The following is a 26,243-nucleotide window of genomic DNA, read 5'->3' on the forward strand; positions in this document are numbered from 1 at the left end:
ACATGACCGTCACCCACCGCCGCCGCCACACCGCCGCCGCCCTGTTCGCCGCCACGGCACTCACCCTCGGCCTGGGCGCCTGCGGCAGCAACGGCTCCGGCTCCTCGTCCACCGCCGCGGCGCCCGCCCCCTCCTCGTCCGCATCCGTCGCCGCAGCTCCGGAAACTGCCGCTGCCGCTGCCCCTGCCGGAACGGCGACCGGCGCCGCCATGAGCGGACAGCCGTTCGGCGCGGCCTGCACCGCCGTGCCCAAGGACGGCGCCGGGTCCTTCACCGGCATGGCCAAGGACCCGGTCGCCACCGCCGCCTCCAACAACCCGCTGCTGTCGACCCTGGTGACCGCCGTCAAGCAGGCCGGTCTCGTCGACACCCTCAACTCCGCGCAGAACATCACCGTGTTCGCGCCCACCAACGACGCCTTCGCCAAGATCCCCAAGGCCACCCTGGACGCCGTCCTCGCCGACAAGGACAAGCTCACCAAGATCCTCACCTACCACGTCGTCCCGCAGCGCCTCGACCCCACCGCCCTCACCGGCGCCCACAAGACCCTCGCGGGCGACAACCTCACCGTCACCGGCGCCGGACAGGACTTCACCGTCAACGGCAACGCCAAGGTCCTGTGCGGCGACGTCCAGACCGCGAACGCCACCGTCTACATCGTCGACACCGTCCTGATGCCCGCTTCCTGACACCTCTCCGGCCCCGCCCACGTGCCGCGGGCCGCCCTGCCGACAGGCGTCCGACAGGACTCCCGACAGGGCGGCCCGCGGCACGGCAGCGACCGGAGCGACCGAGACACCGGGATCCGCCGGCCCAGCGACCGGAGCGACCGGAGCGACCGAGGCCGCCGATCAGGCCGACGTAGCGACAGCAGCAACCACCGCAGCAGCCGGCGACCGGCGACCGAACGCCTCGCCCCGACCCGCCGCGCGACACGAAGGCCGCCGCAGAGCCCGTGCATAGGATCGCCGGCATGGCACTGCGACCCGTGACGGTGAACATCAAGGCCCTTGACGGCCCGGCAGTCAGCCGCTTCTGGGCACAGGCACTCGGCTGGAGTGCCGACCGCACCGGCGTGACCACGTACGTCGGGCCGTCGGGCAGCCTCGTCCGGCCGGGACCGGTGGCCCTCGGGATCGGCGTCGTCCCCGTACCGGAGCCCAAGTCGGCGACGAAGAACCGGGTGCACCTCGATCTCGCCACCACCTCCGTCGCCCACCAGGAGGAGACGGTCGCTCGCCTCCTGGCCCTCGGTGCGACGCCCGCCGACGTGGGCCAGGGCGACGACGTGCCATGGACGGTCCTTGCCGACCCCGAGGGCAACGAGTTCTGTGTCCTGGAACCCCGGGAGGTCTACCGCGACACCGGGCCGGTCGCCGCGGTGGTCGTCGACTGCGCGGACCCGCGGGCCATGGCCCGGTTCTGGGGCGCGGCAATCGACTGGACCCTGCACGAGGTGACCGACGACCAGGCCGTGTTCCGTTCCCCCGACGGTGTCGGCCCGTACCTGGAGTTCCTCCGCAGGCCCGACCCGAAGACCGTGCCGGACCGGGTCCTCCTCGGCCTGCTGCCGTATCCGGGCGACGACGAAGCGGCGGAGATGGCCCGACTACGGTCCCTCGGCGCCACCGACCTCGACCGCGAGCGCGACCCCGATCGTGACCGTGACCCCGACCGCGACCGCAGCCTGGGCGACGTCCCGTGGACGTGCCTGGCCGACCCGGAGCGCCACGAGTTCTACGTCCTCGCCCCGTCCTGACCCGGAACCGTCACCGAACGCCTCACCCCCGCCCACCCGCACGCCCACCCGCACGCCCACCCGCGCGCCCACCCGCGCGCCCACCCGCGCGCCGTCGGAACTCAGTGCCGTATCGGCGGCTGCTCGGCCGGCCCGTGGGCGCGGAGCTGGTACGGGATGCCGGTGGGCCGGCGCCACCGGGCGTCGAGGCCGCACGCGCCGAGGACGGAGCCGATGGCGTGGCGCATCGCGTCCCGGACGGCGGTGCAGGCGCGCGCGGCCTGCTCGGCGGCGGGTCCGTCGTCGGCGGCGGCCGTGGACAGCCGCCGGGAGGGGTTCCAGCCGAGGTCGGCGAGGCCCGTGGTGTCGTCGCCGTCGTCGACCGGCGGGCACGGGCCGAGGGTGATGCCGGGCGCGGAGAGGTGGTCGGCGACGGGCAGGCCGGCGAGCGCGGCGGCCCGGCGGACCGCGGCGACGACGTCGGCCCCGACGCCGGACTCCTGCGGCCGGGCCCCGACCGTCGCCGCGGCGAGGCCGCCCGAACCGACCGCCGGAGCGGGACCACTCACCCGGACGACCCGGACCTCCCCACCCGCCGAACCGGGTACGACCTCGATGCCGAAGCCCGGCAACAGCTCCGCCAGCGCGTTCCCCATGCTCGCGGTGACGACCCGGCGGGCGGAGGCCACGGGGTCCTCGGGCCCCTCCATCGCCGCGGCGGCCACCAGCCGGGGGCCGGGCTTCCAGTGCAGGACGAGCAGGCCCGCGAAGTCGTCCGATTCGCCCGAGTCGCCCGAGTCGTCCGACGGCCGCGCCGACCCCAGCCGGACACCGGGCCCGTGCCCGCCGTGGGCGACGGGCAGACCGGCCAGCAGCAACGCCTCGGTGACCCGGTCGGCGAGCAGCGGGTCGATCCGGGCCCCGCCGTCCCGGCCGTCCCGGCCGGCCCCGGAGGAAGCAGCCGCGGTCACCGCAGGCCCGCCATTGCCCGTCCGAGCCGCGCGGAGACCGTGTCCACCTCTGCCCCCTCCGTCGGGTCCGGGACGACTCCCGGCCGCCCGCCAGAGGGTATCCGCGTGCACGGACGGCTCCTCGACGAATCCGGAAACCGGCCGGCCTCCCTCACCCCCGCCGCCACTGCCACCAGCGGCGGGGCTCGGCCGGGGCGCGTCCTCCGAGGGCGGCACGGATGCGGTCGAAGGTGGCGATCTCGTTCGCGCCGCTCGCGCCGGGAAGGGCGAGGCCGACGCACACCAGCCGGAAGCGGCGGCCGCCGAGCGAGCGGCCGACGAAGACCGGTCCCCCGGCACACCCTTCCGGCAGCGGGCCGCCCCAGCGGACCACGCCGTCCGCGTCCCGCGCGATCGCACCGACGACGACGGCCTGCAAGCGCTCGCCCCTTTCCTCCCCGACGTCATGTCCCAGCAGGTAGGCCGGTGTCCAGCGGTCCCCGATGGCGGCGACGTCCCGGTCGGAGGCCGCCAGCCCGTCGGTGATCTCGTCGGTGGTCCACCGCCAGCCCTTGCGTTCGGCGGTGGCGTCGAGAACCCCGGTCGGCATCACGGCTACCCCGAGCCCGTCGAGACCGGTCCACCCGGCGGCGAACCCGGTCATCGCGAGACGGTCGGCACTCATCGCCGGCTCGCACACGTCGGCGCGCAGCGTCCACTGCCCGAGGTCGTACCGCGTCAACGCCTCGGCGGTCACCAGGTACTGCCTGACGGTGTCGCCGTCCGGCGCGCTCTCGACCAGGTGGTTGTACCGGAACGCCGTCCCGTGGTTCCGGTCGGCGTTCGCCTCCTGGAAGGGCAGGGTGGCGCGCCCGGCGTTCTCCATGATGGCGGTCACGACGTCGTCGTGGGGGGCGAAGGTCTCGTTCACGGGGCCGGACCCTACCGGCCGACCGCACGACGAGCATGATCTTTTCCCCTCGCGTCGCACCACCCTCGCGCCACCCTCGCGTCGCCCGCGCTGCCCGAGCGCGCTCCCCGTGGATCAGCTGCCGTCGGCCTGCCCGCCACCGTCCGCCCCGCCACCGTCCGCCCCGCCGTCGGCCGCCCCGCCGTCGATCCGGTCGTCGAGGACGATCCGCGGCTGGACCAGCTGTCCGCCCCCGCGGCCCCGTCCGCGGGCCGCGTGTGGTTGATCACGGCGGCGATGCGTTCGTAGCTGGTGACGGCCAAGGCCCAGGTCTCGATACCGCTGTCACCGTCGACGCCGTTGTGGGCGGTCCTTCGCAGGGCATTGAGAAGCGCGATGATGCTGCGACCGGACGGCACCATGTCCTCGTCGCTGCCGCTGACGGGCTTGGAGAAGTGGTCGGTGCCCTCGATCTGCGCGGCGAGGAAGTCCCAGGCCCCAGCCATACACGCAGGCTACCGACGAGCGGCTTCGGCCTCCGTGATCACGATCTACGGCTGGAGTACTGATACTCCAGCAGGACTTCGATGTTTTGCCTGCTCAGAGGCTGCGTCGTGGTGAGCGCAGTGGGCTGATGCCCGATCAGGGGCGGTCTGCTCCGGACCGTCCCTCGATCGTGTGCGGCCCACGTTGGTAGTGGCAACGGCGGGCGCCGGCCTGCCGCTGTCCGCGCCAGGTGGGCCGGCTCAGGGCGTGAGTACGGGGCGGGCATCGTCGCGGATGCGGAGCCTGGTCATGGTCAGACACGCGCGGTACCAGAAGGGAGGTGCTTGACCCTCACGTGGCGTGATGCTGCATTGTCGGTCGCGTGGAAGAGCACCTGACCGTGGGACGCGTGGCCGAGCTGGCGGGCGTGAGCGTCCGCACGCTGCATCACTACGACGAGATCGGCCTCGTGCACCCGTCGGCACGGACCGCGTCCGGGTACCGGGCCTACTCGCCCGACGACGTGGAGCGGTTGCGGGAGGTGCTCGCCTACCGGCGGCTGGGCTTCGGATTGCGCGAGGTCGCGGATCTGGTGGACGACCCGAACACCGACGCCGTCACGCACCTGCATCGGCTGCGCGGCCTGCTGGTGGAACAGCGCGACCGTGCCGCCGCGACGGTGACGGCCATCGACAGGGAACTGGAGGCACGGGCCATGGGGATCAGGACGACGCCGGAGGAACAGCTCAAAGTGTTCGGCGCGCGGCTGTACGAATCCATCGGGTCCGCCTACCCCGTGACGCGGCGCACCGAGCCGCGGATCGCCGCGAGGATCTGGGAGGCGCTCGGGGACGCCCGGACGGTCTTGAACGTCGGGGCCGGCACCGGCTCCTACGAACCCCCGGACCGCGAGGTCACGGCGGTGGAACCGTCGGCGGTCATGCGGGCACAGCGTCCCGCGGGCGCGGCGCCGTGCGTGGCTGCCAGTGCGGAGCGCCTGCCGTTCGCCGACCAGTCCTTCGACGCCGCGATGGCGGTCAGCACCGTTCACCACTGGCCGGACCCGATCGCCGGGCTGCGCGAGCTCAAGCGGGTGGCCCGGCGCGTGGTGGTGTTCACGTACGACGCCAGCACGACCGGCTGGCTCCAGCGGTTCTGGCTCACCCGTGACTACCTGCCTGAATTCGCCGACCTTCTCGTCGGGTGGCCTTCGCTGGCCGACATGGCCCATGCGATCGGGGGCCGCGCGGAGCCGGTGCTCATCCCGTGGGACTGCGCCGACGGCTTCTTCGAGGCCCACTGGCGCCGCCCCGAGGCGTACCTGGACGATCACGTGCGCCGCGCGGTGTCCGTCTGGACCAGGGTCGGACCGCAGGCCGAGCAGCGGGCGGTGAACATGCTCCGGGACGACCTCTCCTCCGGCCGCTGGGCCGAATGCAACCGCGACCTCGTCGCCCTCGACGCGGCGGAGCTCGGCCTGCGCCTTCTCGTGGCCTGAACCATCGTGCACGAGAACGCCGAAAGGAGTTGACCCGCCGGAATCGGTAGACGTCGCCGCGGCGTCACGTGGCCTCGGTGGCAGACTCGACCTGGCGTTTCCCGCTGTACAGGTCGAGCACGGACCGGTCGGTCCGGTCCATCGGCCCACCACACTCACCACGCAGCTTCTGAACAGGAAGAACGGCCGGAGACGCCCGGATAGCAGTAGTGCACCGTCCAGGCGCGGTCGGTGAAGGCCGGGTCGGGTCGGTCGATGCGGTCGCCGGTGGCGGCGGCGAGGTTCAGGGCGGGCAGCCGGTGGCCGGTCAGCGCTCTGACGCGCCTGGTCCAGGACGCCGTCGGCGACGAGTGCTTCGAGGCGCTCGGTGAGGACATCGCGACTGGTTCCGAGCCCCTTCTGCAGCCCCTCGAATGGCGCGTGCCACCAGCGACGTTCCTGATCAGAGGCAGGGTCCAAGCGTCCCCGACCACCGTCAGGGCCTGGGAGATCGCGCAGTCGGGGTCCGCCACCTCCGTGTGCGCACGGCCGCCGACTACATGAGTTCCCAAGAGAGATTGACTTGCGAAAGGGCGGACGTGTCGACACAGACGGTGGATACGGCGGCAGCGGAGGCGGTGCGAGGCGACCGCGCGGGGGTGTTCTGGCGTTACTGGACCGCCTCGACGGTCAGCGGCCTCGGCGACCAGGTGACGGTGGTGGCGCTGCCGCTGATCGCCGTGGTCACCCTGCACGCGTCGGCGATCCAGGTTGGTCTGATCACGGCCGCCGCCTACGTCGCCTGGCTGCTGCTCGGACTGCCCGCCGGGGTCCTGATCCAACGGCTGCCGCTGCGCGGCGTCCAGGTCACGATGGACCTGCTCCGCGGCGCCGCCGTCGCCTCGGTACCGCTGGCGGCGGCCCTCGGGGTGCTCGGGCTTGCGCAGCTGATCGTCGTGGCGCTGCTGGTCGGCCTCGCGAACGTCCTCTGCGACGTGGGCAACTCAACCTTCCTGCCCTCGATCGTCGCCAAGGAGCAGCTCACCTCCCGCAACAGCCTGATCTCCGGCAGCGTCGCCGCGACTGAGCTGGCGGGCCCGTCGTTGGGCGGCGTGCTGGTGCAACTCGTGGGCGGAGCGGCGGCGATGCTACTGGACGCGGTCAGCTACCTCGCCTCGGCCGCACTGCTACGCAGCCTGCCCCGTGCCGAACAGCCTGAACCGTCAGTGGTCGCCTCCCGACGCCCTGGCATCCGCGAACAGATCCGCGAGGGCTGGCAGTTCGTCGCCCGGCATCCGGTGATCAGGCTGTGCGTCGCCGGCGCCACCGCCGTGAACATCGTCTACGGCGGGCTGATGACGCTCACCCCGGTCTTCCTGGTCCGCACCCTCGATGCTCCGGCCGCCGCGGTCGGCGCCCTGATGGCCACCGGCGGCGTCGGCAGCGTCGTCGGCGCTTCCCTCACCCCCCGCCTGGTTGCCCGGTTCGGCAGCGGGCGCGCGCTGTGCTGGTCGGCCGTCATCGCCAGCGCCTTCGCCCTCCTCCTGCCCCTGGCCGAGTCCGGCTGGGCGATGCTGGTCTTCGCCCTCGGCAGCGCCGGCTTCTACGGCGGCGTCGTGGTCACCGCCATCGTCACCCGCACCCACCGCCAGACCCAGACCCCGCCAGAGCTGCTGTCCCGGGTGATGGCCACCGCGCGCTTCGTCTCCTGGAGCACCATCCCGGTCGGCGCCCTCGCCGCCGGCGCCGCCGCCTCGACTTTCGGCCCCCGCACGGCCCTCCTCTTGCTCGCCCTGGCCTCCGTGGCGAGCCCCGCCATCCTCCTGGCCGGCCCGATCCGCCGCATGCGCGATCTGGCCTGAGCATCAACGTACCCTCTCAGGACGGCAGTTGAGGAGGATCACTTGGGCCGGCCAGAGCCCTTGATGGCTCAATGAAGTCGTCGAACTCAAGGCCGGAGGCCGGAGACGAAGTGGGCGAAGACGTCGGCCTTGACGTCACCGAACGCGGTGCCGCCCTGATGGGCCATCAGCCCACTGCACACACCCCACGCAGCCTCTGAACAGACAAAACGTCGAAGTCCTACCGGAGTGCCAAAGCGTGGCGGTCCGGACGCATGTGCACCGGGGGGATTGATGACAGTGTCGAGAAGGCGTCGACCGCTGTCCGATATCAGATCATCACGCAGAAATGATGGAATGCCAGTTCGTGCCGGTAATACTGGTGATCGATCAGGCGAGGGAGTCGGCACAGCACACCCGCCGCCGTGGGAAGCAGATGGGCGAAGTGCACCGCAGGTCGTCCCGGTCGTCCCGGTCGTCCGGGTGCCGCAGCGGTCATGACGGCACGACGCCGCTGACACCCGATCGAGCGATTGCGCGCCGTTGCCGCCGCCCCATAGCGTCGAGAAAATCTTGGTTCGTACCCATACAGGAGGTTTCCATGACGACTGCCCTCTTCGGCCTCGTTCCGTCACCGAACGAAGACGAGTTCATCGTCCGGCTTGATGACGAGGCGAAGATCAGGCACGCCCGGGACATCCTTTCCGGAAACGAGACGTCCCAGGTGCATGTCCAGGGGCGGGTCGTCCCGAAGACCGCCGACCACAACCCGGACTGGAACTTCCACCTGGACCCCGACAGCATCACGTTCTTCGACAAGGCGGACGAGGACTGCGACGCCACCGGGCACTACGTCGCAACGCAGCTGGACCACGTCGGCGAGGAGGGCTTCCTGCCGGAGAACGTCTGGGCCCCGTCCCGCTCCAAGATCACCCGCGAACTCGGCAGCTGAGTGCTCCCCAGCTGCCGAGGTCGCCCCCGATCAGGATGCCCCCGCGCCCGGGGGTGTCGGATCCGCCGGCCGCGGGGTCAGCTCTTCTCGTCGTCCGCCCAGGTGATGTATTCCTGGTCGATGAAGTAGCGGCCGTCGAAGCAGAGGAAGACCTTGGACGTGGTGTCGTTGTCCGCGATCCAGGTCTTGTTCCACTGCACGACGGTGCCGGCGCCGTCGCGTTTGGGGAAGTAGAGGCCCTCGCGGCGCTCCGGCTGGTTGTAGAAACCGTGTCCGTTGGGCAGCCGGTACGGCGTCCGGAAGATGGCGCCGCTGCCGCCGATGCGGTCGAACAGCGGCGCAGGGAAGTTGGTGCGGGCGACGAGCTTCGGCGGGACGTAGTGGACGTCGACCTCCTCGGCGTCCACGTAGCGGGCGGGTTCCCCCGGCAGCCGGTGGAAGGCCCTGCGCACGGCGCCCGCCGTGTCGTAGCTGTCGGTGAAGATCACGAGACTGCCCTCCCGCCCCTCCTTGTACCAGTCGCCCTGGGAGTACTGGTCGAAGTCGAAGGTCTCGATGCGCGTGCCCGGGGTGAGGAGTTCGCCGGGGACCTCCCGGAAGCTGGTCTCATCGAAGATCTGCTCGATCGTCCGCACATGCTTCTCGTAGCGGCGGGCCGGCACCCGGACCCGGCCCGTCCCCACCGGCAGGTCGGTGGCCTTCGGCGGCGGAGCGGGTGCGGGCTCCGGCGTCGGGACGGGCGCGGGCGCCCAGGCGGTGCAGGACAGGTCCTCGGCCCCGGCGCCCTTCTCCAGGACCAGCGGTCCGCCCGGCCGCACGGCAGCCGGGTCGGCCAGGCCGAGGAGGCAGTTGGAGGAGTCGTGGAGGGCCATCAGCCGACCGGTGTCGCGCTGGACGAAGGCCCGCCACGCCTGCCTCCAGTACGAGGAATCGCTGCCGGTGTCGGGGAACTTGGGCCGCAGGGTGACCGTGGCGCCCTTGCCCGTTCCCTCGGCGGTCAGGTAGAGGCCGGTGGCGGCGTGCCGGATCCGGTGGTTGATCACCCGGAACCGCTCGGCCACCCACTGCTCGCCGTCACTGCCGGTCTCGGGCGCGAGCACCACGGGAGTGCCCTCCGGGCTTCCCGGTGCGGCTCCCGCCACCAGGCCGGGAATGCGGTGCAGGCGTAACACGAACATCTCGCTGGGCCAGTCGACCGACATCGTGAAAACCCTTTCAGAAAAGGAGACATGGCTTTGTGTCACCCCATGAGGACCCCCGCGGGAGGGGCCGCTCCGGCGCGTGACGAACGCGCCGGGCGGGCCGCAGGCGCGAGAAGCAGGTAGCGGGACCACAGGGGCCACGATCCCGCCGCACCGACCGACGGAGCGTCATGTCCTTGATCTACCAAGGAAATCAGGACACGAACCCAAAGGGCGCGGAGGACGCGATGGCCGGGGCGGCCGACGCCCACACCGGATCGCATGGAAACCGAAGACACCCCCACGCTCCGCCGCGAGATCTACGACGCCGAGCGCAAGGAATCCCTCCCGGGCACCCTGGTGCGCTCCGAAGGAGACGACGCGAGCACGGACGAGCTGGTCAACGGCGTCTACGACGCGCTCGGCACCACCTTCGACTTCTTCCGGACGGCGTACGGCCGCAACTCCCTGGACGGCCAGGGCGGCCCGCTGCGGGCGACCGTCCACTACCGCGACAAGTTCACCAACGTGTTCTGGGAGAAGGGGCGGCTGGTTCTCGGCGACTGGTTCTCGGCGACTTCGACGGCGAGGTCTTCCAGCTGCGCCCGCGCGAGCTCCTCGACGTCGTCGCGGCCGGCGTGAGCAGGCAGATCCTGAACCCGCAGCTCGGGTACTTCCATCAGTCGGGGGCGCTCTCCGAGTCCGTCTGCGACGTCTTCGCCTCGCTCGTCAAGCAGTACTCACTCGGTCAGAGTGCCGACCAGGCCGACTGGCTCCTCGGCGCCGGGATGCTCGCCCCGAGCCTCAAGGCCAAGGCGCTGCGCTCGCTGGCCGCACCCGGAACCGCCTACGACGACCCCCGGCTCGGCAAGGACCGTCAGAAGGCCGACATGGAGCGCTACTTCGATCTGCCTCTCAACCAGGACAACGGCGGGGTGCACATCAACTCGGGCATCCCCAACCGCGCCTTCCACCTCGCCGCCACCGCCATCGGCGGCAACGCCTGGGAGAAGGCCGGCCGGATCTGGTACGACGCCGCGACCGGCGGCAAGCTCGCCGCCGACGCCACCTTCGCCGACTTCGCCGAGCTGACCGCGACCGTCGCCGAGGACCTCTACGGCAGCGGGACCGAACTGAACGCCGTCGACAACGCCTGGAAGACCGTCGGCGTCCGCTGACCGCTTCCCTCGGCAAGGCCCTTCCGGCACGACGGTCCGTGCCCCGATGCCCGGATGCGGCGGGGTACGGACCGTTCGGCGGGGTACGGACCGCCTGGCGGGGCAGGGGCACCCACTCCCACCCTCCTGGCATGTCCGCGGCCGTAAAGATTGCAGGTCACAGGCCTGTTCACCGACCCCGGTCAGGTCTAGCATTCCCGTCACGGCAGCCCCACCACCCCCTCCCCGGGCTGCTGACCAGGCCGGCCACGCCCCCACGATGGCCGGTGCCTCCCACGGCCGGGACCCCGGGAATCCCCCGTCCCCGCGGTCCCGGCCGGCCTCACGGACAGGCCCGCACGTTCGGCGGTCGGTCCTCGTCCCGCCGCCGCGCCGGTACGCCGGGGACTCCCCTGATGGCGCCGCGTAACGGTCACGTCCGGAGGCGGCGCGGTCGCCTCAACCGAGGTCCCGATGAATCGACCTGGCGAGTCGAGACCACGGGTCGCGGGGGCCCACAGCGAAGCAACGCCGTCCCGCCCACGTGCGGGACCAGCTAGCGTCGCAGCCCCTCTCACCGGGTGTCGGCACGCACGGCCCAGGTGCCGGCCGCGTACGGCGACGCCCCCACCCGCCGCACCACCGCCGGGGCCCGCAGGAACCACGCCGGAGCCGGCCCGGGCATCAACGCCGGAACCGACCTCGCGCTCGCCCTGGACCGGCACGACCACGGCGCCGACGCGGCCCGTGCCGTTGCCCGTGAGCCGGTCATCTTCAGACAGCGCCCTGGCCGCCGGTCCCGGTCCTCCACCGCCCTGGCCACCCCGCTGGCCCGCAGCGAGCTGCTGCGCGCGCTGACCGACGCCGTCCTCGCCGACCCGGCCGCCGGCCACAGCCTGCCCGCGACGGCCGCCACCGCCGCCGTCAGCACCCGCCACCCGAGCAGGCTCTTCCAGTCCGAGCCGAACACCATCCCGGCCGGCCCGCTGGGTCGAACGCGTCCGCCCGGACCGCGCGCCCCGCGACTCCTCCTCGCCGGCCACAGCGTCACCGCCGCCGACCGCCGCAGCGGCCTCGGCAGCGACGAGACCCGGCGCCGCGCCTTCGCCCGACATCTGGACACCACCCCGACGGACTTCCGCACCCGCTTCGCCACCACCGGCAGCCCGACCGGCAGCCCGACCGGCAGCCCGACCGGCGGCCCGACCGACGGCCCGACCGGCACTCCTACCGGCTGACGCGGCCCCAGGGGCGCACTGTCCACACAGAGGGCTTCTGGAGCCCCCAGAAGACCCCTCAGCGGCACCCCCGGGCCCGGAGAAGCCTCCATCCACTCAACCCGCCCTCCAGGCCCTCAGAGGCCCCTTCAGTCGCCTCCTCGCCCATACTCAAGACTGCTGCCCACTGTCGGTACCGACGCCGACGCCGAGGCCACGTCCGTTGCCACGCGCGTCCGGACCGGCCCGAAGCCATTCGCACGCCGTCATGACCTCGGCCCGGTGCCGCGACTCCGTGCCCGCGATGACGGTGCTGACCTGGCGCGTTCGCTCCGCCTCCCGCTGCACGGCCTCGCGGTAGTGCAGCCAGCGACGCACCACCGCCCCGATCACCACCGGAACGACCACGGCCGCCGCCCGGGCGTCACCCAGACCTGTCACCACTGCGTCGAACACTATCGCGCTGCCTTCCCCGTCGTTCGCCGAACCGATGCGACAAACCCTCCACCCGGTACGGGATTTCCCTCTAGCGTGAGGAAACTCTGCGGAAACCCGGGAGCACCGGGACCTCTGGAACCCCAGAACCCCCGAGGAGCCAGCGCCATAAAGCCCCGGGCCAGGGCCCCGAGCCCCGAGCCCAGAGCCCCGAAGCCCCGAAGCCCCAAGGAAAGCGAGCCCATGCCCAACGGACGGCCGAGGAAGACCGATCAGCAGCCGCTGCCGGAACTGTCCGACCTCGCCGAGTGGTTCCACGCCAAGCTCCAGGCCGCCGGGCACGTCAGCGTCAACGCCTTCCGGATCGCCCCGCGCCCGCCCGGTGCCCCCGCGCTTCCTCCCAAGGACAGCGTCTACGACATCCTCAACGCCCGCCGTCTGTGCAGCCTGCCGACCACCCGGCAGCTCGCGACGGCCCTCGGGCAGCCCCCGGAGGCCGTCACCGCCGTGTGGAAGCGCGCCAGGCGGCAGCTGGAGCGGCGGGAACTCGCCCTGCGCGACAGGACGCGGGCCGCGGGCGTCCCGGACGTCGACTGGACCGACGTTCCGCTGCCCGATCCGTGGCTGGACGGCCTGTTGCGCAGTCAGGCCGCCGCGGCCGAGCAGTTCCCGTACGACGTGCTCGGTGTCGTCAAACCGCCGCTGTCCGACATCTACGTGGAGCAGGACGTCCAACCGCTCGCGCAGAACGGGGACCGGGAGGAACCTCACGGGCCGTACCGGGACGAGACACCGCGGCCGTACCGGGCGGGACCACAGCGGCCGTCCCGGCCGGCGTCCACCCTGGCCGAAGCCCTGTCGGCCCACGGCCACCTCTTCATCACCGGCGGCCCCGGCACCGGCAAGACCACCCTCGGCCAGCACCTCGTGCGGCAGGTGGCCAGGTACTGGCTGCGGGAGGACGACACGGTGCCGTGGTACCCGAGCGCCGTGGTCGCCGTCCGCATCACCTCGGCGGGTCTCCACCTGCCGCAGGCCTGGTACCGGCAGTTGAGCGAGGCGGTCAACCGGAGCGGCACCCACGCCGATCCGGTGCACCACGACCGGTTCGCCGACCGCGCGCACGGCGTCCGGTGGCTCGTCGTCGTCGACGGCCTGGACGAGGTCTCCTCACCGATCGTCCGGCACAACGTCCTGAGGACGCTCGCCGAGCAGATGACGCCCGGCGGGCACTTCCGGTTCGTGATCACCTCGCGGCCCCTCCCCCAGGGCGAACTCGAACCCTTCGGGGAGCTGCCGGGCGTCGGCTTCTACACCCTCAAGGGCTTCGACGCCGACCAACAACTCGCCTTCGCGGAACGCTGGTTCCGCGCCCAGGGCATGGACGACGCCGTCACGCACGCCCGCAGGTTCCTGGACGAGGTCGACCAGGCGGGCCTGCACGAGGTGCTCCGGGTGCCGCTGCTGGCGACCATCGCCGCCGCCTACCGCAGCCGCAACCCCCACGCTCCGCTGCCCCGCGGCCGGATCGCCCTGTACGAGGCGTTCCTGGAGCAGCTCAGGACCGCGCGCGAGGGGAACACCGAGGTCAGGAAACGGTTCGTCCGGCGCTGGGAGCAACGGGACCGGGGCCACATGGCGTCCTGGCTGCTGGACAACCGGGACCTGCTGGTGACCCACCTGGCATGGGCCCGCCTCGACGGATCGCCGTCGACGTCCCTCCTCCGCAGTGCCCGGCAGTGGCTGGCGTCCCACCTCCCGGCCGGGACGCACTGGCCTGAGGAGTCGGACGGCGAACTCGGGCAGTTCCTGGCGCAGAGCGGGGTGCTGTCCTTCGACGGCACCGAACTGTCCTTCCTCCACCAGTCGTTCGCCGAGTTCCTGGCCGCCCGGGACGAGGCCGCCGCGATCCCGTCCGACTTCCCCGAGCTCGGCAGCTGGTCCGCTGCCGCGACGAGCGCCGGCGCGCGCAACCGCATGCTGTTCACCGCCGCCCTCTGGGCCCGTCGACCCGGCAACGACGTCGCCGTGATCGTCCGGCACCTGCTGGCCGGCGAGCTGCCGCACCGGATCCTGGCGCTGCGCCTGGTCACCGCGGGGGTTCCACTGGGGGAAGCACTGGAGCGTTCGGTGATCGACCGCCTCCTGGACTTCGCCGACGACGGGAACCCCCGGTTCTCCGCGCCCGACTCCGAGGTCCTCGCCGAGTTGTCCCAGCTGCGCGGGAACCGTCGGCTCGCCGCCCGCCTGCGGGCGATCGCCGGCCAGGCCGGTGTCCCGGCGGCTCTGCGCACCGGGGCAGCCGCCGCGCTCGCCAACGTCGCCTCCCTGCGGGAAGGGGTCGTCGTCCTCGAAGGCATGGCATCGACGGAGGAGCCGGGGACCGTGGTCCTGTGCTGCCGGCACCTGGCCGCACTGGACCCCTCGGGCACTCCGTTCCGGGCCGAGGTGCTGCGGCGACTGCTCACCGATCCCCGTGCCTCCACCTGGGACCGGCTGACGGCCGGGGAACTGCTCGTGGAGGAGGGTGTCACCGAGGGCGTCGCGGAACTCGCCCGGTCCGTCCTCGCCGGCCCGGAGCACAACGACCAGCGCTTGGAACGGGCAGGAGAACTCTGGTTCGCCGTCGAGGGGTTGCGGGCCGCCGAGGAGGTCGCCCGGGTCATCGGCACCCGGAAGGACCCCCTGATCTGGACCACCAGGGGCCTGATCCTCACGCTGCTCCGCTTCGGCCGCACCGCCGAGGCGGCTCCGCTCACGCAGCGCCTCCTCAACGAGTCGATCAGCAGCGATGACATCGGCGACGTCGTGACGGCGTGGGTCGACGCGGAGAGTACGGCCGGAGCCGACCTCATCGTCAGGTCCATGCGGGGACACTCTCCCTGGAACGCGGACGAGCGCCCGAGCATCGCCCACACCCTGCTGCTCGAAGGATTCACCGACCAGGCACTCGAACTGGTCCGGATGAGCCTCGACGCCTCACCACGGTCGAGGTACAGCCTCCAACTCGAATTCATGGTCCTCGCCAGGGCCCTCGGCCCGGACTCGGCCGACGAGATGCTGCAGTGGCTGGAGAAGCTCGACGCGACGCCCGAGGACCACGCGTCCGCCCTGCGTCTGCTGATCGACGCCGGCGCGGCCCCTACGGCCACCATGCCGTTCGCACACCGCCTGATCCACCAGCCCGGCAGCAGCAACCCGGCGTTCGTGACGGCCGCCCACATCCTGCTGCAGCGCGGCGGAGCGTCGGCCTGCGAGGAGATCCTCGACGCCCTGGACCACCGCCCCTACGGAGGCACGGCCCTGTGCGCCGGCCTCCTGCCCGTCCTGGTCGAACACGGCCAGGACGCGGCCGTCATGGACCTGGGCCGCCGACTGCTCGACGACCCCGGACTGACCAGGCCGGAGCTCCGGGCCGTGGTCCGGTCCTGGGTGGCCGTGGCCGGCAGCGGGGCCGTGCGCACGATCCTCGACCGGGCTTCGGCAGCCCTCGCCACGATCGACCAGGTCGCCGAACTCGCCTCGCTCCTGGCCGCCGAGGGCCTGCGCGAGGAAGCCGTCCCGCTGTGGTGCCGCATCTGCGGCACAGCGGGTGCCGCCGTCTCGACCCGGTGGCAGGCGCTCCAGAGCCTGATCGCCTCGGAAGCGCACGGCGAAGCCGACCGAACGCTGCGCGAGGCCCTGGCCGCACGCCCCGACCCGGCGGAAGCCGCCGTCCTGCGGCAGCTCCAGGCCTGGCTGGCCGCCTCGGCCTGACCGGCGGCACCTGTGGGACGGTCCGGCATCGAGGCCCGGACGGAGGATCGAGGGCCCGGACGGATCGAGGGCCCGGGTCGCCTCCGCCGGCGGGGGCGTCGGCGAAGCTGCGCGGGGTGCGCGAGTCGGGGACGGCGACGGCGACAGCGACAGCGACAGCGACAGCGACGAGGGTGCCCTTGGTCTCGACACGGCCGATCTTGGCGCTCGGGTGCGTGGCGGCGAGTCTGACCGCCTCGGCCGAGGGCGGCTGGTGACTGATGGCCAACTTGTTTATATGCCGTCTACTGGGTTTTTTGTGTTCAAGCTTCCGAGCGCGAAGGCGCCAAACGGCGAAATCCTGTCCTCTCCGCCTACTCGGTCGGCCAATCCCACCCGTCGAGGGCGCTGACGCTCTTCCGAGCTCGACCCAGGAACACGAGTCAGTCGAACCTCCGTCCGATTCACGTCCTGCCCCGATCTGTCCGTGTCCCGGCCCAACACGAACAGCGGACCAACCGACTCCGCCCGTCGACATCACGTGGCAGAGGCTCAGGTCCGCCATGAGCCGTCAGCCGTCGTCGCTCGGGGAGCGGTCGCTGAAGCCGCGTTCTGCGGAGATGGCCAGAGGGTGCTGACGAAGCGAGCGGGTCATGAGCGCCGGAGGGGGTGGAGCGGATCCGGGCGAAACGTCCGGACTCCCAACGCAGTCGTCGTGGCCGGGGCGAGTCTCTTCGGTCGGCAGTGACCTCAACGGGTTGAGGATCAGATCGGCCGACGCGGTGACCTCGGGGAAGGGCGCCAAACGGTGACGGTCACCAGAGGGATCTTCCAGATTCCGGGGTGGCGCTGGTAGCCCTCTATGCAGTCGAGGTGGCGAATCCACTCCCGTCGAGGTCAATCCGACACTGTCGGGGGGAGGCTCCCTTCGGGTGAGAAACCGGGGGAGCTCAAGGTCGTCACAACCGTTTGCGGACCACTCCCCCACCGTCTGCCGAGAGCCGGCCCAACAGGGCGCCGGAGTGCTTCAGCCGAAGGGCACCAGCCCGGCCTCACTCCCCCGACGCCCGGCCTCGATACCCGAGGCTCGATACCCGAGGCCCGATGCCCTCCCGAAATTTTCCGCAGAAAATTGGTGAGCCTCAGCCGCCTCCGCCACGGCACGGCGCCTGCTCCTCAAAGGCATCGCTCTGCCTGCCCTGGTGCCGGCTATGGGCCACCCGGCAGCACCACCCAACCGGTGGCCCTACGCCCGGATCACTCACGACATTCGACCGCTGGTCCCTCCGGAAGAAACCCGGCGTTGTCCTCATCGTCCTCATCGGGCCAGCGCCCCTCCACGTGGAGCTGGATGAGCGCCGCGTGGGAGAGGGGGCTGGCCGGGTCGGTGACATCCCCGTTGATGGTGTAGTCGAGGAGTACGACATCGCCCTTGGTCCTGATCTGCTCGACCAGGTCGGCCACTCGGTGCTCAAGGATCCAGCGGTAGGCCGGCAGGTAGATCCGGCGCCGAGCCGATTCGTAGGACAGCAGCCGGTCGCCGTTCAGACCGGTTCGGTGGCCCTGGACGGGACCGAATCGACGAACCGTCCGCTTCAGTCCTTTCATCGTGGTGACCCCGAGCTTGGCGGGGTCGACGTCTGCGTCCTGGAAAACCTTGAGTGCCTGCCAGATGCCTTCCACGGACTGACTCGTCACACCGTCGCTGAAGGGAACCGGGATGCCGCCATGGGGATAGAACGGGCTCAGCCGCACCCACGGATCCGGCGCCTTGGAGGTCACGTCGATGATCTCCGCGCCTGGGAACGCTGCGGTCAATGACTCCATCGCACGGCGACGACTGGCAATACGGATCGACATCTGCGGGCCCCCTGGTTCGATGACATCAGCCACCGAGCATCCCCGATGGCACTGACATTCCGCTCTGCTCACCGAACCGGGCGGCGCTCCTGCCGCTCCACGTGTCTGCTCGATCAGGCCCGCGCTCAAGAATTTTCCGCAGAAAATTTCGCGCCCACCGATCGCCACCTGAGTGGGCAGAGCCGCAGCTCATCACAGCCCAGGATTGCCGCCGGACTGCGCCGTGTCTCGGCCGACGGTCGGCCGACGGTCAGCCAAGGGTCGGCCGCTGAAGTCCGCCGAATTTTCCGCGGAAAATTGCTCGGCAGCCTGATGGGACTGGATGACCACCTGGCGCCAGAGAGCGGATGACAGGTGGACCTACCGCACAACGACGACCCAGAGGGTGCGCCGGCACATGCTGCGCGCCGCTCGCCGAACCACCGGTGAGACCGTCCTCACGGTGCTCAACGAACCGATCCGCCCGCAACGAATCCGCCCCTGCCGCCACAGTCCGCGCAGGCTCTGATGATCCCGGCCCTCCCCGACCACGGCGGCCGTCGCCCACCGCCGCCTTCGCTCGGCACCCCCCTGCTCCAGCCCCTGGCCCGGCGCCGGGGCCGGGGCCGGGGCCGGGGCCGGCGGTCCGCGTTGCCGCCGCACCGGCTCTGCCGAAACGAACAGGGCGCCCTACTCGGCGAACGTGGTCGCCGTCCTCGCCGAGGCGGGCGACGACCCGGGGGATCAACGCCCTCTCCGATGATCACCCCGGGTTCGGAGCGACCAACGAGTGCGCAGGGTTCCCGGTCGAGGGCGCCAAGGACGTCGAGGGCGCGGACGCGCTCACAATGGTGGCCCATGGCGGGGTCGCCCGAGGTGATCACCAGGGCGTGATCTGCACCGGGCGCGGCACCCCTCCGAAACCGCCGTTCGGCTCACCGCCGCCCCGCTGCTTGAGGACTCCCCTGAAGCCGCCTCAGCACCTTGATCAGCGCCACCTCCCAGTGACTACTCAACGCCTCCGACCCCGCCCCCGAGCCGTCACCCCGCCCACCGTCTCCTCCCCCACACCAAGGCCACCGGCGCCACGGTCGCCGCCGCCCGTTCTCACCGGTGATCCGGATCCCGCCCCGCAGCTCCTGTAGCTCCGGCTGGCTCGACGGACAAGAGACCGCAACGGGAGAGAGTGAGGCTCCTCAGTGCCGAAGCCACTCCCCCGCCACCTCCGATCGTGCGGTACTCGCCGGCGAATCGGACTGCCCCCGGATGCACGCCCCCGCGGCCTACCCCGGCACCACCGGTCACTCGCCCAAAGCACTCCCCCGTCCTGGCCTCACTGATCCACCCCATCCCGTCCCGTGAGTACCAGTCCTCCGCCCCTCGCCCCAAGCGCGCCCTCCCTCCGCCCATGCTGGAACCCCAGCCGCTGCACCCGACGACCCGCACACGCCGACGGCGGCACGCATCGGCACATGGCTCCCGGTCCGCCATCAGCACCTGGCCAACGACGGCCAGCCCCCGGAGGCGGCACATCGGATGCCCCCGATGTCAATGCCGGCGGAGCTGCAGAGGCGCCGGGGGAGTGGATACAGGACGCCGGGTCGAGTGCGGGTTCTCAGTTCCCGGCTACCGACCGGACTTATCTCCGAGTGCCTGGCCGATCAGAAGCCAGCCGTCTCCACCACGCTCGACGTGCCGGACGAACTGCTCCTCGATCCAACCGACGGCCTCGGTGCCCGGGCCACCCACTGGAACGTCGAGCGGACCCCGACGCAGCGCACAGACCTCTGTGACCCGATCCGGATCCGCCGAGACGTACTGCGCTCGGCGCGGAAATTTTCTGCGGAAAATCCGGAGCCCATCCACGACCGACTCCACGAAACAAGTTGCGGCCCGACGGAACCCGCGGTGGAGAAGAGCGGACAGCATCCGGGGCGACAGAAACGCCTCCGGCATCACACCGAGGCGACCTGCCAACTCAGCAAGCCTCGGTTAGCCCGGCTTCGATTTTCCGCAGAAAATCCGAGCTCTGCCGAGGCCGGCCTCACGAACCGTTGCCGGCAGACCGAGCCGCAACCAGAGGACACCGGCCAGACCCTAGCCCACCAACAGCTCACCCCGGCGTCACTCCGACCCGCCCCAGAAACTCCCAACCGTCCCCACCGGATTTTCCGCAGAAAATCCGAGCCCCACCGACATGGCCAGGCACATCCGGCCCGGCAGGATCAAACGACCGGAGCTCGCCATCTCCACCACGCACAACGTGCCGAACAGGCCAAGGGCTGTCCCGTCATTGATCTTGAGAGGGCGGGGGAAGGGGCTGGGCCAACCATCGACCCACGCCGAGATCAATGTCCTGTAGCGGGCGGCCCACATGACCTCGCCCCACGGAAACCCGATGGTGCGACACAGCTCTGACCTCAAGAATCGGCAGATGCATGAAGTGAGGCTGTCCGATGGAATCGTCACTCTGTCCCCACTGCGCCTGGACGATGTCGAGGCGCACCTTGCGGGCGAGGATGAGCTACTCGTGCGCTGGCTCAACGGCGGCCCCGGCACCCGGGAGGGTGTTGAAGCGTACTTCCAACACTGCCGGGAACAGTGGGAGGCCGCCGGTCCACTCCGTGCGTTCGGCATCCGGGTCGACACCCCCGAGGTACTCGCGGGGACGATCGACTTGCGGTTCACCGGGGAAGGTCTACGTCCCGGTCAGGTGAATATCGCGTACGGCCTCTACCCGTCTTGGAGGGGACGCGGCCTGGCAACCCGCGCGGTCCTCCTGGCCTCCTGGTACGCAGCCAGCGAGAGCGGGACGGAAGCGGTGATCCAGGTGGAACCGGAGAACCCCGCATCTGCCGCAGTGGCTCAGCGGGCAGGATTCATCCCTGGCCGGCAGACGCACAGCAGGGACGGCACACGGTTCGACTGGTACACCCGGGACCTGCGCGCCGCCGTCGAGTGACGGCCAGCGGTCATGAGGAAGCCCTCACTCCTCGATCCAACCGGCGGCCTCGATGCCCGGGCCAACCACTGGAACGTCGAGCGGACCCCGACGCAGCGCACAGACCTCTCAAACCCGACCCGGATCCGCCGAGACGTACTGCGATCCGGCCGGAAATTTTCTGCAGAAAATCCGGAGCCCATCCACGACCGACTCCACGAACGAGTTGCTGCCCGACGGAACCCGCGGCGAAGGAGACCGGACAGCATCCAGGGCGACAGAAACGCCTCCGGCATCACACCGAGGCGACCTGCCAACTCAGCAAGCCTCGGCTAGCCCGGCTCCGATTTTCCGCAGAAAATCCCAGTCCTGCCGAACGCCATCGCCCAACGTCGGCAGTTGGCGTCGCGCCAACTCGCCATGGAAGAGCCACACCACTGGCCTCTCCACAGCGCTCCGAGCCCCGAAATTTTCTGCGGAAAATCCGAGTCCAGCCGAGAGCGACCCTACAAAGCTTCACCGACGGACGGGGCCAGTTGTGGGGGAGACCGCCCAGAGTCCGCGTTCTTTGAATCGTGGTTCGGGATCACTTTCCGTGTCAGGGCCACGGAGGGGCACCGGAGCCGCGATCATGAACGGTCGTGGCTGACGAACTCCTCCAAGACCTCCGGGTCCACCAGACCGCCGACGTCGCGGTCAACGCCCGGACCATCCACGCCGACCGCGTGACCGTCCACGCCGCCACGACCGGCGACCTCATGCCGCAAGGAGAACGCGCTTGCGCAGGAGGTCGAAGCCGGCTCGGCCGAACATCTGGCGCTTGATCATTTTGATCTTGTTGTTGTGGCCCTCGACCGCGCCGGAGCTGTAGCTCAGGGTCAGACCGGCGACGACCGCATCGAGGTCCTGGAGGAGACCGGTGGCGAAGCTTCGAACGGCCGGACCTGGTCCTGCTGGACGCGCGTGATCCAGTTCTTGAGCTCTCGTCCGCGGCGGTCGTTCATCGGCTCGGCGAAGGTCCTGAGGTGCTCGGCAGCGGTGGCCAGCACCGGGACCCGGGCGAGGACCTCCTTGAGCTGCCGGGCGTCTTCGTCGCGCAGGCGGTCGGAGTGGCGGGTGATCCAGCTGGTCACGTCCCGGACGGAGGGCTTGCGACGGGGCGGGTCCTGGCGGGGGAATGTCTCCCGCAACCGACGCACGTAGACAGCCACGATCTGCTCCTGACCGGGGAATCCGCGCTGCCGGATCTCCTCGAAGAGGCGCCGCGCGATGCTGTGGCCCTCGGCGAACCTCTGGTGGATGTATGGCTTGTAGGGGTCGAGGATGCTGGTGCGTCCGGTCCAGCGGCCGACCAGCAGCTCGTCCGGGTCCTGCGTGCCGACCGGTCGGCGGACTGTGTCGCGGGCCAGGCCCGGTCGTCGGCCGATGGCGCGCAGGCCGAACCCGTCGTCCATGAGCGCGTGGACGGCGGCGTGCTGTTCGCGGACCCGGTCGGACAGCCGGCCGGTCCGGCGGCGCTCGGAGCTGACGGACGGCAACGCGGCAGCCGGAGCCGGACCTGCTGGAGGGGCCGGTTCGGGTAGCAAGGCACGGTGCTGGAGCACGGTCTTCTCCACCGCGTCGGCGAGGTTCTGCCACAGGTGGAACCGGTCGGCGACGTGGATCGCGTCCGGAAGGTCAGTCCCGGCGCCTGCTCGACGAGCGTGGCCCGGGGGCAGGCTCGTTCACGGCAGCGGAACCGGCGGACCCGTAACTCGACCGCCACCCGACGCCGGCCCGCCGCGCTGTCGTCCAACCGTCGAACGTAGCTGCTGTGCACCCGGGTCGAGACGGTCCCACACGACGGACAGCCCGCCTCGTCCCCGGCCGTGGCGGCGTGGACGGTCACACGGTCAGCGTGGATGGTCCAGGTGTTGACCGCGACGTCGGCGGTCTGGTGGACCCAGAGGTTTTGGAGGAGATCGTCAGCCACGACCGTTCATGATCGCGGCTCCGGTGCCCCTCCGTGGCCCTGGCACGGAAGAAGTGATCCAGAACCAAGGTTCAGCGACCGCCGACACCCGAAATTTTCTGCGGAAAATCCGAGCCCAGCCGGGACCGACCCTACGAAGCGTCACCGACGGACGGGGCCAGTTGTGGGGGAGACCGCCCAGAATCCAGCCCACCAACATCCCGTCCGGATCACAACAGCCCGTCCCACCACCCCAGCAACCCCCAGCCAATTTTCCGCAGAAAATCCCGCACCCACCCGGCAGGGGCAGACACAATCAGCCTGGCCAGCGAGACCGGCGGGGAAAGCAAGACCGGGCCCGACGTGTCGGCAACGAGTGAAACGAGGGCCACGGTAAGGCCTTCACCCATGCCGCTGCCGCTGTCCAACGGTCGAAAGCCTTCGAGCGGCAAGCGGCCGGCGCCCTGCAGGACCCCGTTCTCCACCCCACTGCCCGACCGCCACAGCGACGAACAACCCCACCGCCGCAGACAGGGACCACCATCGCGCGTCGCCAGGAGGGCCGGTGCTCCAGGCGTTGGCGGGCCGTTCCCCGAGGCCAACGTACGGGCGCCGTTCCATTGCGATCGTGATGCTTCTGCCGCCGGGACCTCCGGGCAGCTCCGCACGGCCTGACTGCACACCCGAGCTGGGAACCGAGTGATCCCCTACCGCCATGGGGCACCGCCCGATGGCCAGCTCGGGGTCTCGCGGGGATCAGAATTTTCTGCGGAAAATCGTCAGACCGGATTCCCGGATTCCCGGATCCTCGCACCACTTCCGACAGCCGGCGGGGGTGGGGGAGAGCCGTGGTGACCGTCCCCGGATGAACACGGCAAGGAAATCCCATCGGTCTGCCAGAGATCGACCGGTACCGTACGGAGACGATCTCCGGGGGTGAGCTGATGCGGCCCATGCTGCTGATAGACGTCGACGGGCCACTGAATCCAAACGCGGCGAAACCGTACCGGCGGCCCGAGGGCTACGAGACACACTGGCTGATGACGCCCCAGTGGGAGGCGGCCGAGCGTCGTAGGCTCCGGGCCTGGGGTCTTCCCAACAAGGCGCCGAAGCCACTGCGGGTCTGGCTGAACCCGGCTCACGGACCGGCGCTCACTGCCCTGCCGTTCGACCTGGTGTGGGCGACGACCTGGGAGGAGGAGGCCAATGACTTCCTTGCGCCCCTTTTGGGACTGCCCACGCTGCCGGTCATCACCTGGCCGGATCCGCGTCCCCAGCCCGATGACGGCGTGTTCTGGAAGACATCGAAGATCGTGTCCTGGGCTCAAGGCCGCCCGTTCGCCTGGGTCGACGACAACATCACGGACGCGGACCGCACCTGGGTCCAGGCCCACCACCCCGCTCCGGCGCTCCTCCGCCACATCGACCCGACGATCGGACTGACGGCGGACGACTTCGCGGCTCTGGCGGACTGGGCACGACTGCTGGTCTGACGGGCGGCTCCCCACCTCGGACCAAGCCAGGGGGTCCGAAGCAGCACCGCTGCACAGCGCGCCTCTCACTGCCGGGTGCGGGCCGGTTCTCCCGACCGCCCCAGCCGCCGTGCTCACCGACATGTCGGCCCGGAGTCTTTGCGATCCATCGGTTCGTCGTCCGGCCAGACGAAGCTCAGCTCTCCGTTCATTCCGGCCACCAGCCACTGGCTGAGGCTGATGTCCTGTGGACGACAGACGCCCTCGGCACAGGCCCACATCGCGCCGTCCGGGTCGCGGAAGTCGATCATCGACCACCTCGTGCAGCCCCAGTCGTAGAGCGGCACCACTCCGGCGGGCACTCCGCCGGTGGGGTCCGGCCCGTGCTCGTAGGACTCGGCGAGGTGCTCGTGCCACTGCCCCACATCGACCGGCAGGACGCCGTCCGGGGGGCCGAATCCGCCGTTGGACACCTCGGTGTACAGCCGGCGCAGAAGCGTGGGGAAGACGAATTCGATGACACGTTCCGCCCGGACGACGGCACCGTACGGAGCGGGTGGGGGCGCCTGTCGGTCCCGGGCGATCCTCCGGCAGGCTTCGACGATCTCGTCATCGGTCACCGGGGGATCGTAGGGGCGGGGTCGGACACTTCGAGGCAGTCGAGGCCGTGGGGCGATATCCGTCCGGACGAGTTCGGGAGCGGTGAACGCCTGTGCGTCGGGATCCTCACTCCGTCAGAAGTGCGTCAGGGTGCTCATCGGAGACGGCGTCAGAGCGGGCCAGGGGCAGCACCTTCGCGCCGCTCCGGCGGCATGCCGGCAGGGCATCGAAGGTCTGGGAGGAGGAGGGTGACGTCTACCCGAGCACCGCGCGTCAACTCGATCGAAGCACGGGTGTTCGAGTCGAGTGGGGCGCGCATGACCCCCGCCTCCTGGGCCGCGACCGAGCACGAGGATGCTCTCACTGATGCGGCGGTTCGTCGCGCGCGTCGCCGAGCCGGTGGACGCCCTCGGGCGCGACCAGGACCCCCGGCTAGGCTGAAGCCGCACGTCAATGGCCGTGGATGACGGCCGGGGAGGGTCTGGGCAAGTGGAGAAGATGGGCGAGCTGGACGAACTGCGGGCACGGGTGGCGGCGCTTGAGGCGGAGGTGAGTCGTCTGCGCGAGGAGTCCGCAGCCGAGCGCTCCGCGGCGAAGCCCGCGACGGCGGCGCGGGGTCGGGTTGCAAGGTCGGAGGCGGTGACGACGGTGAAGCGCGGGGCGGCGGCGAAGGCCGCGGTCGCGCCGACCGGGAGTGCACTGACAACGGCGCCCACGACGCCGACTGCAGCGACTGGAGCGACTGGAGCGACTGAAGCGACGAAGTCCACGAGGACTGCCCGGACCGGTACCGATGTCCGCGCCTCCGGGAACGACCGGGCTCGGACCCCGGAGGCGGTCCGTGTGGACCCTGCCGAGCCGCGTCAGTCGATGACCGACCTCGCCGATGTCCTCGGGGTCATGGTCTCCGAACAGGCCGCCCGGGCCGCCCGGGCCAACCGAGGCACCCGGCCCGACCGGGCCGGTCGGCCCGACCGGGCCGGTCGGCCCGACCGGCCCCAGCAGAGCGACCCGACCGAGAAGACCCAGGTGCTGCGGACGCAGCCCAGGGCGCTCGAGGCCCGCAGCAGCGCACCCGCCCGACACGGCCAGTTCCTGGAGAGCCTCTTGGCGGGGCAGGCCCCCCTCTCGGAGGAGCCGCACAGAGAGAGGCGGTAGGAAACGGCGGACAGCCGCGAACCCTCGTCGCCCGGTGCCCCTTCGTGCCCTGCCCCCTGCCCCACGACCCGCGGGGCAGGGCCTCGGGGGGGGGGCGGCAGGCCCACGCCCGTCGGTCGGGGTTCCACCACCCCCCCCCCCCCCCCGCCGCGCCGGGCCCCCCCCCCCGCGCGCGGGGGGGGGGTTAATACAAAACCGTGCCC

General features: G+C 71.0%; 22 protein-coding genes and 1 pseudogene. 12 read left to right on the forward strand and 11 right to left on the reverse strand.

The window, feature by feature from the left end; genetic code table 11:
* Positions 1-2: 2 nt before the first annotated feature.
* Together ACFV0O_RS32455 and ACFV0O_RS32460 are read left to right on the forward strand one after the other, a co-directional pair.
* Positions 3-689 carry a fasciclin domain-containing protein gene (locus tag ACFV0O_RS32455; protein WP_380347346.1) on the forward strand — a complete coding sequence of 229 codons (687 nt, stop codon included), beginning with the start codon at positions 3-5 and terminating at the stop codon, positions 687-689.
* Between the two features lie 284 nt (positions 690-973).
* Complete coding sequence (locus ACFV0O_RS32460) at positions 974-1,759, forward strand: VOC family protein (RefSeq protein WP_380347347.1); 786 nt, start codon at positions 974-976, stop codon at positions 1,757-1,759.
* A gap of 101 nt (positions 1,760-1,860) precedes the next feature.
* On the opposite strand, the gene ACFV0O_RS32465 is transcribed toward ACFV0O_RS32460, so the two are convergent.
* The 3 genes from ACFV0O_RS32465 to ACFV0O_RS32475 form a co-directional block, all read right to left on the reverse strand.
* On the reverse strand, positions 1,861-2,709 hold the full coding sequence (locus ACFV0O_RS32465; protein WP_380347348.1) for a hypothetical protein: 849 nt from the start codon (positions 2,707-2,709) through the stop codon (positions 1,861-1,863).
* Positions 2,710-2,860: 151 nt separating this feature from the next.
* Positions 2,861-3,619, reverse strand: coding sequence for a hypothetical protein (locus ACFV0O_RS32470; RefSeq protein ID WP_380347349.1), 759 nt, complete (start codon positions 3,617-3,619; stop codon positions 2,861-2,863).
* 11 nt (positions 3,620-3,630) lie between these two features.
* Positions 3,631-4,104 carry a hypothetical protein gene (locus ACFV0O_RS32475; RefSeq protein ID WP_380347350.1) on the reverse strand — a complete coding sequence of 158 codons (474 nt, stop codon included), beginning with the start codon at positions 4,102-4,104 and terminating at the stop codon, positions 3,631-3,633.
* A 362-nt stretch (positions 4,105-4,466) separates the two neighbouring features.
* Here ACFV0O_RS32475 and ACFV0O_RS32480 point away from each other — a divergent pair, with 362 nt between their 5' ends.
* A complete protein-coding gene (locus tag ACFV0O_RS32480) occupies positions 4,467-5,582 on the forward strand; it encodes a MerR family transcriptional regulator (protein ID WP_380347351.1) in 1,116 nt (371 codons plus the stop codon).
* A 155-nt stretch (positions 5,583-5,737) separates the two neighbouring features.
* Here ACFV0O_RS32480 and ACFV0O_RS32485 read toward each other — a convergent pair whose 3' ends face one another.
* Entirely contained in the window at positions 5,738-5,959 is a 222-nt protein-coding gene (locus tag ACFV0O_RS32485) for a hypothetical protein (RefSeq protein ID WP_380347352.1), read from the reverse strand.
* 201 nt (positions 5,960-6,160) lie between these two features.
* Here ACFV0O_RS32485 and ACFV0O_RS32490 point away from each other — a divergent pair, with 201 nt between their 5' ends.
* Both ACFV0O_RS32490 and ACFV0O_RS32495 read left to right on the forward strand, forming a co-directional pair.
* Positions 6,161-7,423, forward strand: coding sequence for an MFS transporter (locus tag ACFV0O_RS32490; protein ID WP_380347353.1), 1,263 nt, complete (start codon positions 6,161-6,163; stop codon positions 7,421-7,423).
* Positions 7,424-8,003: 580 nt separating this feature from the next.
* Positions 8,004-8,354, forward strand: a complete 351-nt coding sequence (locus ACFV0O_RS32495; RefSeq protein WP_380347354.1) for a calmodulin — start codon at positions 8,004-8,006, stop codon at positions 8,352-8,354.
* Between the two features lie 77 nt (positions 8,355-8,431).
* On the opposite strand, the gene ACFV0O_RS32500 is transcribed toward ACFV0O_RS32495, so the two are convergent.
* The gene (locus tag ACFV0O_RS32500) at positions 8,432-9,556 is read right to left on the reverse strand and encodes an RICIN domain-containing protein (protein ID WP_380347355.1); all 1,125 of its coding nucleotides are present in this window, start codon (positions 9,554-9,556) and stop codon (positions 8,432-8,434) included.
* Between the two features lie 261 nt (positions 9,557-9,817).
* Between ACFV0O_RS32500 and ACFV0O_RS32505 the strand changes: the two genes are divergently transcribed.
* The 3 genes from ACFV0O_RS32505 (at position 9,818) to ACFV0O_RS32515 (ending at position 11,930) form a co-directional block, all read left to right on the forward strand.
* The gene (locus tag ACFV0O_RS32505; RefSeq protein ID WP_380347356.1) at positions 9,818-10,177 is read left to right on the forward strand and encodes a hypothetical protein; all 360 of its coding nucleotides are present in this window, start codon (positions 9,818-9,820) and stop codon (positions 10,175-10,177) included.
* Positions 10,174-10,713, forward strand: coding sequence for a M4 family metallopeptidase (locus ACFV0O_RS32510; protein WP_380347357.1), 540 nt, complete (start codon positions 10,174-10,176; stop codon positions 10,711-10,713). Before ACFV0O_RS32505 ends, ACFV0O_RS32510 begins: the two co-directional genes overlap by 4 nt.
* A gap of 560 nt (positions 10,714-11,273) precedes the next feature.
* On the forward strand, positions 11,274-11,930 hold the full coding sequence (locus ACFV0O_RS32515) for a hypothetical protein (RefSeq protein ID WP_380347358.1): 657 nt from the start codon (positions 11,274-11,276) through the stop codon (positions 11,928-11,930).
* A 150-nt stretch (positions 11,931-12,080) separates the two neighbouring features.
* Here the strand turns inward: ACFV0O_RS32515 and ACFV0O_RS32520 are convergent, their stop codons facing one another.
* On the reverse strand, positions 12,081-12,365 hold the full coding sequence (locus ACFV0O_RS32520; RefSeq protein WP_380347359.1) for a hypothetical protein: 285 nt from the start codon (positions 12,363-12,365) through the stop codon (positions 12,081-12,083).
* Positions 12,366-12,587: 222 nt separating this feature from the next.
* Between ACFV0O_RS32520 and ACFV0O_RS32525 the strand changes: the two genes are divergently transcribed.
* Positions 12,588-16,100, forward strand: coding sequence for an NACHT domain-containing protein (locus ACFV0O_RS32525; RefSeq protein WP_380347360.1), 3,513 nt, complete (start codon positions 12,588-12,590; stop codon positions 16,098-16,100).
* 1,236 nt (positions 16,101-17,336) lie between these two features.
* Here ACFV0O_RS32525 and ACFV0O_RS32530 read toward each other — a convergent pair.
* A complete protein-coding gene (locus ACFV0O_RS32530; protein WP_380347361.1) occupies positions 17,337-17,972 on the reverse strand; it encodes a DUF6939 family protein in 636 nt (211 codons plus the stop codon).
* Positions 17,973-20,352: 2,380 nt separating this feature from the next.
* On the opposite strand from ACFV0O_RS32530, the gene ACFV0O_RS32535 reads away from it, so the two are divergent.
* Positions 20,353-20,880 (forward strand): GNAT family N-acetyltransferase, encoded by a 528-nt coding sequence (locus tag ACFV0O_RS32535; protein ID WP_380347362.1) that lies wholly within the window; start codon positions 20,353-20,355, stop codon positions 20,878-20,880.
* A gap of 735 nt (positions 20,881-21,615) precedes the next feature.
* Here the strand turns inward: ACFV0O_RS32535 and ACFV0O_RS32540 are convergent.
* From ACFV0O_RS32540 to ACFV0O_RS32550, 3 genes and pseudogenes are all read right to left on the reverse strand, one after another.
* Entirely contained in the window at positions 21,616-21,831 is a 216-nt protein-coding gene (locus ACFV0O_RS32540) for a transposase (RefSeq protein ID WP_380347386.1), read from the reverse strand.
* Positions 21,738-22,397: a hypothetical protein gene (locus ACFV0O_RS32545; protein ID WP_380347388.1), complete on the reverse strand. Its 660-nt coding sequence runs from the start codon at positions 22,395-22,397 to the stop codon at positions 21,738-21,740. The genes ACFV0O_RS32540 and ACFV0O_RS32545 overlap by 94 nt, the downstream gene beginning before the upstream one ends.
* A gap of 188 nt (positions 22,398-22,585) precedes the next feature.
* A pseudogene (locus ACFV0O_RS32550) lies at positions 22,586-22,831 on the reverse strand (transposase family protein); the annotation flags it as partial.
* Between the two features lie 932 nt (positions 22,832-23,763).
* On the opposite strand from ACFV0O_RS32550, the gene ACFV0O_RS32555 reads away from it, so the two are divergent.
* Positions 23,764-24,303, forward strand: coding sequence for a hypothetical protein (locus tag ACFV0O_RS32555; protein WP_380347363.1), 540 nt, complete (start codon positions 23,764-23,766; stop codon positions 24,301-24,303).
* 113 nt (positions 24,304-24,416) lie between these two features.
* Here ACFV0O_RS32555 and ACFV0O_RS32560 read toward each other — a convergent pair whose 3' ends face one another.
* Entirely contained in the window at positions 24,417-24,902 is a 486-nt protein-coding gene (locus ACFV0O_RS32560) for a hypothetical protein (RefSeq protein ID WP_380347364.1), read from the reverse strand.
* An 823-nt stretch (positions 24,903-25,725) separates the two neighbouring features.
* Here ACFV0O_RS32560 and ACFV0O_RS32565 point away from each other — a divergent pair.
* Positions 25,726-26,040, forward strand: a complete 315-nt coding sequence (locus tag ACFV0O_RS32565; RefSeq protein WP_380347365.1) for a hypothetical protein — start codon at positions 25,726-25,728, stop codon at positions 26,038-26,040.
* The last annotated feature ends 203 nt before the right edge of the window (positions 26,041-26,243 follow it).

It is taken from the genome of Kitasatospora sp. NPDC059577, from assembly GCF_042735475.1.
Lineage (GTDB): Bacteria > Actinomycetota > Actinomycetes > Streptomycetales > Streptomycetaceae > Kitasatospora.

What these genes read in the sequence shown, in the direction of transcription:
- ACFV0O_RS32455 (WP_380347346.1), top strand. Translation starts at nt 3, where the DNA reads ATGACCGTCACCCACCGCCGCCGCCACACCGCCGCCGCCCTGTTCGCC.
- ACFV0O_RS32485 (WP_380347352.1), bottom strand. Translation starts at nt 5,959, where the DNA reads ATGTCCTCACCGAGCGCCTCGAAGCACTCGTCGCCGACGGCGTCCTGG.
- ACFV0O_RS32525 (WP_380347360.1), top strand. Translation starts at nt 12,588, where the DNA reads ATGCCCAACGGACGGCCGAGGAAGACCGATCAGCAGCCGCTGCCGGAA.
- ACFV0O_RS32495 (WP_380347354.1), top strand. Translation starts at nt 8,004, where the DNA reads ATGACGACTGCCCTCTTCGGCCTCGTTCCGTCACCGAACGAAGACGAG.
- ACFV0O_RS32505 (WP_380347356.1), top strand. Translation starts at nt 9,818, where the DNA reads ATGGAAACCGAAGACACCCCCACGCTCCGCCGCGAGATCTACGACGCC.
- ACFV0O_RS32460 (WP_380347347.1), top strand. Translation starts at nt 974, where the DNA reads ATGGCACTGCGACCCGTGACGGTGAACATCAAGGCCCTTGACGGCCCG.
- ACFV0O_RS32500 (WP_380347355.1), bottom strand. Translation starts at nt 9,556, where the DNA reads ATGTCGGTCGACTGGCCCAGCGAGATGTTCGTGTTACGCCTGCACCGC.
- ACFV0O_RS32535 (WP_380347362.1), top strand. Translation starts at nt 20,353, where the DNA reads ATGCATGAAGTGAGGCTGTCCGATGGAATCGTCACTCTGTCCCCACTG.
- ACFV0O_RS32555 (WP_380347363.1), top strand. Translation starts at nt 23,764, where the DNA reads ATGCTGCTGATAGACGTCGACGGGCCACTGAATCCAAACGCGGCGAAA.
- ACFV0O_RS32475 (WP_380347350.1), bottom strand. Translation starts at nt 4,104, where the DNA reads ATGGCTGGGGCCTGGGACTTCCTCGCCGCGCAGATCGAGGGCACCGAC.